Below are 5,363 nucleotides of genomic sequence, written 5' to 3'. Positions count from 1 at the left end.
GCACATGAAACTGAACGAAATCCGCGACAACGAAGGCGCCCACAAGAAGCGCATGCGCGTCGGCCGTGGCCCGGGCTCGGGCAAGGGCAAGACCGCCGGCCGCGGCGTCAAGGGTCAGAAGTCGCGTTCGGGCGTCGCCATCGGCGGCTTCGAAGGCGGCCAGATGCCGCTGTACATGCGTATGCCGAAGCGCGGCTTCAACAACCCGAACGCGCTGAAGCTGGCTGAAGTGAACCTGTGGCGCCTGCAAGAGGCCATCGACGCCGGCAAGCTGGACATCAAGGGCGAGATCAAGGGCGACGCCCTGGTCGCCGCCGGCGTGATCCGCCGCGTCAAGGACGGCGTCCGCCTGCTGGGCACCGGCGAGATCAAGGGCAAGCTGAACCTGGTCGTCTGGTCGGCCTCGGCCGGCGCCAAGGCCGCCATCGAAGCCGCCGGCGGTTCGGTCGTCGAGCAACGCATCGAAGCCGAGGCCAAGGCCGCGGCCCGCGTCGAGAAGCGCAACGCCGCCAAGGGCAAGGCTCCGGCCCCCAAGGCGCCGAAGGGCGACGCGAACAAGATCTCGGCCCGCGCCAAGCGCACGGCCGCGAAGTAAAAAGCTGAGGGGCGCCCTCGCCATGAGGGCGCCCTTCTCCTATCTGGACGCAGGCGCGGACTCGCCGTCCGATGCGCCGCGTTCTGATCAGTCGGGGTGACACTATGGCTTCGGCCGCCGAACAACTCGCAGCAAACATGAACATGGGCTCGTTCGCCAAGGCGACCGAGCTGCACAAACGCCTGCTCTTCACGGTGCTGGCGCTGATCGTGTTCCGCCTGGGCTGCTACATTCCGATCCCCGGCATCAACAACGAACAATTCCTGGCCTTCTTCCAGAACCCGGACGGCCAGCGCGGCATCCTGGACATGCTGAACATGTTCTCCGGCGGCGCCGTGCAGAACATGGCCGTCTTCGCGCTGAACGTGATGCCGTACATTTCGGCCTCGATCATCGTGCAGCTGCTCGGCGCGGTGTACCCGCCTTGGGAGAAGCTGCGTAAGGAAGGCGGCGAGAGCGGCCGCAAGCAGCTGAACCAGTACACCCGTTACCTGACGGTCGTCCTGGCCCTGGCCCAGGCCTTCGGCATCGCCACCCAGCTCAACGGTCAGCCGGGCCTGATCGACGAGCCGGGCCTGTTCTTCATCATCACCACGACGACCTGTCTGACCGCCGGGACCATGTTCCTGATGTGGCTGGGCGAGCAGGTGACCGCGCGCGGCGTCGGCAACGGCATCTCGCTGATCATCTTCGCCGGTATCGTCGCCGTCTTGCCGGGCACCATCGGCCGCATGTTCGGCCTGGCCCAGCAAGGCCAGATGTCGGCCTTCGCCCTGATCGCCATCGTCGCCATGGCCGTCGGCGTGGTCGTCTTCATCGTGTTCATGGAACGCGCCCAGCGCCGCCTGCTGATCCAGTATCCGAAGCGCCAGGAAGGCAACCGCATGGCGGGCGGGGAGCGTTCGTTCCTGCCGCTGAAGGTCAACACCGCCGGCGTCATCCCGCCGATCTTCGCCTCGTCGCTGCTGATGCTGCCGACCACGGTCGCCCAGTTCACCAACCAGGCGAACCTGCCGGCCTGGCTGGCGTGGCTGCCCGGCGTGGCCCAGCAGCTGACCCACGGCCAGCCGGTGTTCACCGTGCTGTACGCCGTCCTGATCATCTTCTTCTGCTTCTTCTACACCTCGATCACCTTCAACCCCGAGGACACGGCCGAGAACCTGCGCAAGTACGGCGGCTTCCTGCCGGGCATCCGTCCGGGCAAGCGCACGGCCGAGTATCTGGACTACGTCCTGACCCGCCTGACCGTGATCGGCGCCGCCTACATCACCGCGGTCTGCATCCTGCCGGAGATCCTGGTCGCCAACCTGGGCCAGAGCTTCTACTTCGGCGGCACCTCGGTGCTGATCGTGGTCTCGGTGACCATGGACACCGTGGCGCAGATCCAGTCGCACCTGCTGGCCCACCAGTACGAAGGCCTGATCAAGAAGGCCAAGCTGCGTGGCCGGGGCAAGGGCGCCACGGCGCCCGCGCGCCGCTAAGCTGACGGCGAGGGGGTAAGCGATGAACCTGATCCTGTTCGGACCGCCGGCGGCGGGCAAGGGCACCCAGGCCAAGCGTCTGGTCGAGACCCGCGGCATGATCCAGCTCTCGACGGGCGACATGCTGCGCGAGGCGATCGCCTCGGGCTCGGAGCTGGGCAAGGAGTGCCAGGCCATCATGTCGCGCGGGGACCTGGTGCCCGACGCGGTCGTGATCGCCCTGATCGAAGCCCAGCTGAAGGCGGCGGAAGACGCCGGCGGCGCCATCTTCGACGGCTTCCCGCGCACCCTGGCCCAGGCCGAGGCGCTGGACGCCATGCTGGCCAAGCTGGGCAAGCAGATCGACCACGTGGTCCGCCTGAAGGTGGACGACGAGGCCCTGCTGGCCCGCGTCGCCAAGCGCTTCGCGGACCAGGGCCGTCCCGACGACAATCCGGACAGCTTCAAGGTCCGTCTGGACGCCTACAACCGCAACACGGCGCCGCTGCTGCCGTACTATGCGGACAAGGGGCTGCTGACCGAGGTCAACGGCATGGACACGATCGAGGCCGTCTCGGCCGCTATCGACGCCGCCCTGAACTGATTGTGGTTTTCGCCCGCCGGAGACGGCGGGCGGGACCTTCCCCGACAGCGTGCGTTCATCTTGCCTGTGGCAGGGAGCGCCCGTGAGTACGGACCAACCGATCCTGAAGAACCGCCGCCTGCGCAACGCCGGCCTGGCCGTCGGCATCGTCGCGGCGCATCTGGTCGTGTTCGCGGTGATCGGCCGGGGCGGGCCCGCGGGGCCGCCTGTCCTGCCGCAGCCGGTGCTGGAGGTTCTGCTGGTCAGCCCGCCGGAACCGCCGCCTCCGCCTCCGCCGCCGAATCCCTCGCCCGAGGCCGGGGGAGGGGCGCCCGCCGCCCCTTCGCGCATCCACACCCCGCCGCCGCGTCCGAATCCCCCGCCGGACAGCCCGCCCGCGCCCGTGAAGCCGGCGCCCGAGCCCGCGGTCACTGTCGGCGTGGCCGACACGGCCTCGCCCGAGCCCGGATTCGGCCTGGGCGGGCAGGGCACGGGCACGGGAACAGGCGAAGGGGAGGGCGACGGCCCCGGCTCGGGCTCCGGCGCCCTGATTCTCCGCGGCGCCAACGGACGCGAGATTTTCGAGGACACGCCGCGCGAGCTGCGCCGCCGCGCCCGCAACGTCGACGTCACCGTCAACTGCGAGATCGGGCTGGACCAGCGCCTGAGCGGCTGCCGCGTTGTGCAGGAGCGCCCGGCGGGGCAGGGCTTCGGCCCCGTGGCCGTGCGGGTGGCGGAAAGCCGCTTCCGTGTGCGTCCGCCGATGACCGCCTCGGGCCGCCCGATCGCGGGGGGACGCATCACGATCGGGGTGATCTGGCCCTAGGGGCTCGCCACCTGTTGACGGAAACTGAATCCCCTGTATAAGGCCCGCTTCCGCGAAGGGCGCGTCACGCTCCTGGTCTGTTGACCGGAGCGTTTATTGCGTCCGCACTGCGTATCTGGAGAATTTCGTGGCCCGTATCGCTGGCGTCAACATTCCGACCAACAAGCGCGTTGAAATCGCGCTGCAGTACATCCACGGCATCGGCCCGGCCGCCGCCAAGGACATCACCGAGAAGGTCGGCATCGAGTCCGCTCGTCGCGTGAACCAACTGACGGACGCTGAAGTCCTGCAGATCCGCGAGACCATCGACCGCGATCACACCGTCGAGGGTGACCTGCGTCGTGAGACCTCGATGAACATCAAGCGTCTGATGGACCTGGCCTGCTACCGCGGCCTGCGTCACCGTAAGGGCCTGCCGGTCCGCGGTCAGCGCACCCACACCAACGCCCGCACCCGCAAGGGTCCCGCCAAGCCGATCGCCGGCAAGAAGAAGTAAGAGCTGACACATGGCCAAGGAACCGGGTCGCGTTAAGAAGCGCGAGCGCAAGAACATCACCTCGGGCGTCGCTCACGTGAACGCCTCGTTCAACAACACGATGGTGACCATCACCGACGCCCAAGGGAACGCGATTTCCTGGTCGTCGGCCGGCCACATGGGCTTCAAGGGTTCGCGCAAGTCGACACCGTACGCCGCCCAGATGGCTGCCGAAGACGCGGGCAAGAAGGCCGCTGAACACGGCGTCAAGACCCTCGAGGTCAACGTGTCGGGTCCGGGTTCGGGCCGTGAGTCGGCCCTGCGCGCCCTGCAGGCCGTGGGCATGACCATCACGACCATCCGCGACGTCACCCCGATGCCGCACAACGGTTGCCGTCCGCCCAAGCGCCGCCGCGTCTAAGCGAACCGCCGCCGACTCTATTCTCCGTCGCTCCCGAGACGCCTGACGAGGCGGGGAGCGGCGAACACCGACTCGAGGGACATCCATGATCGAACGAAACTGGCAAGAGCTGATCCGTCCCGAGAAGCCGCAGATCGAGGCGAGCTCCGACCCCCAGCGCAAGGCGCGCCTGGTCGCTGAGCCCCTGGAACGCGGTTTCGGCGTGACGCTCGGCAACGCCCTGCGTCGTGTTCTCCTGTCGTCGCTGCAAGGCGCCGCGGTGACCGCGATCCAGATCGACGGCGTCGTCCACGAATTCTCGTCGCTGGAAGGCGTGCGGGAAGACGTCGTCGACATCGTGCTGAACATCAAGCAACTGGCGCTGCGCATGCACGCCGAAGGCCCGAAGCGCATGACCCTGCGCGCCACGGGCCCCGGCCCGGTGACCGCCGGCCAGATCGACGTCCCGGCGGACATCGAGGTGCTGAACCCGGATCACGTCATCTGCACCCTGGATGACGGCGCTTCGATCCGCATGGAACTGACCGTCCAGAACGGCAAGGGCTATGTGGCTTCGGAGTTCAACCGTCCGGAAGACGCCCCGATCGGCCTGATCGCCGTCGACGCCCTGTACTCGCCGGTGAAGCGCGTCGCCTATCGCGTCGAACCGACCCGTCAGGGCCAGTCGCTGGACTACGACAAGCTGGTGCTGGAAGTCGAAACCAACGGCGCCGTCTCGCCGGTTGACGCTGTGGCCTACGCCTCGCGCATCCTGCAAGACCAGCTGCAGATCTTCATCACCTTCGATGAGCCGAAGAAGGCTGTTGAGCAGTCGGACGGCAAGCCCGACCTGCCGTTCAACCCGGCCCTGCTGAAGAAGGTGGACGAGCTGGAGCTGTCGGTCCGTTCGGCCAACTGCCTGAAGAACGACAACATCGTCTACATCGGCGACCTGATCCAGAAGACCGAGGGCGAAATGCTTCGCACCCCGAACTTCGGCCGCAAGTCGCTGAACGAGATCAAG

6 protein-coding genes and 1 pseudogene are annotated in these 5,363 nt (G+C 67.6%); all 7 read left to right on the top strand.

From position 1 onward, the window contains the following. Positions 1–4: 4 nt before the first annotated feature. Positions 5–445, top strand: a pseudogene (gene rplO / locus VGE03_RS13120) (50S ribosomal protein L15); the annotation flags it as partial. Between the two features lie 254 nt (positions 446–699). After that, a complete protein-coding gene (secY, locus tag VGE03_RS13115) occupies positions 700–2,076 on the top strand; it encodes a preprotein translocase subunit SecY (RefSeq protein WP_331046919.1) in 1,377 nt (458 codons plus the stop codon). A 22-nt stretch (positions 2,077–2,098) separates the two neighbouring features. Beyond that, complete coding sequence (locus VGE03_RS13110; RefSeq protein ID WP_331046918.1) at positions 2,099–2,659, top strand: adenylate kinase; 561 nt, start codon at positions 2,099–2,101, stop codon at positions 2,657–2,659. An 82-nt stretch (positions 2,660–2,741) separates the two neighbouring features. Further along, positions 2,742–3,464: an energy transducer TonB gene (locus VGE03_RS13105; protein WP_331046917.1), complete on the top strand. Its 723-nt coding sequence runs from the start codon at positions 2,742–2,744 to the stop codon at positions 3,462–3,464. A gap of 127 nt (positions 3,465–3,591) precedes the next feature. Beyond that, a complete protein-coding gene (rpsM, locus tag VGE03_RS13100; RefSeq protein WP_331046916.1) occupies positions 3,592–3,960 on the top strand; it encodes a 30S ribosomal protein S13 in 369 nt (122 codons plus the stop codon). A 10-nt stretch (positions 3,961–3,970) separates the two neighbouring features. Next, positions 3,971–4,360, top strand: a complete 390-nt coding sequence (rpsK, locus tag VGE03_RS13095) for a 30S ribosomal protein S11 (RefSeq protein ID WP_141626275.1) — start codon at positions 3,971–3,973, stop codon at positions 4,358–4,360. 85 nt (positions 4,361–4,445) lie between these two features. Next, positions 4,446–5,363 (top strand): DNA-directed RNA polymerase subunit alpha (locus VGE03_RS13090; RefSeq protein WP_331046915.1); only part of this gene is annotated, 918 nt, incomplete at its 3' end.

The sequence above is a fragment of the Brevundimonas sp. genome (assembly GCF_036400995.1).
Classification (GTDB): Bacteria; Pseudomonadota; Alphaproteobacteria; order Caulobacterales; family Caulobacteraceae; genus Brevundimonas.
Note: the sequence above shows the minus strand (reverse complement) of the source record. Positions and strands in the feature narration are given on the sequence as shown.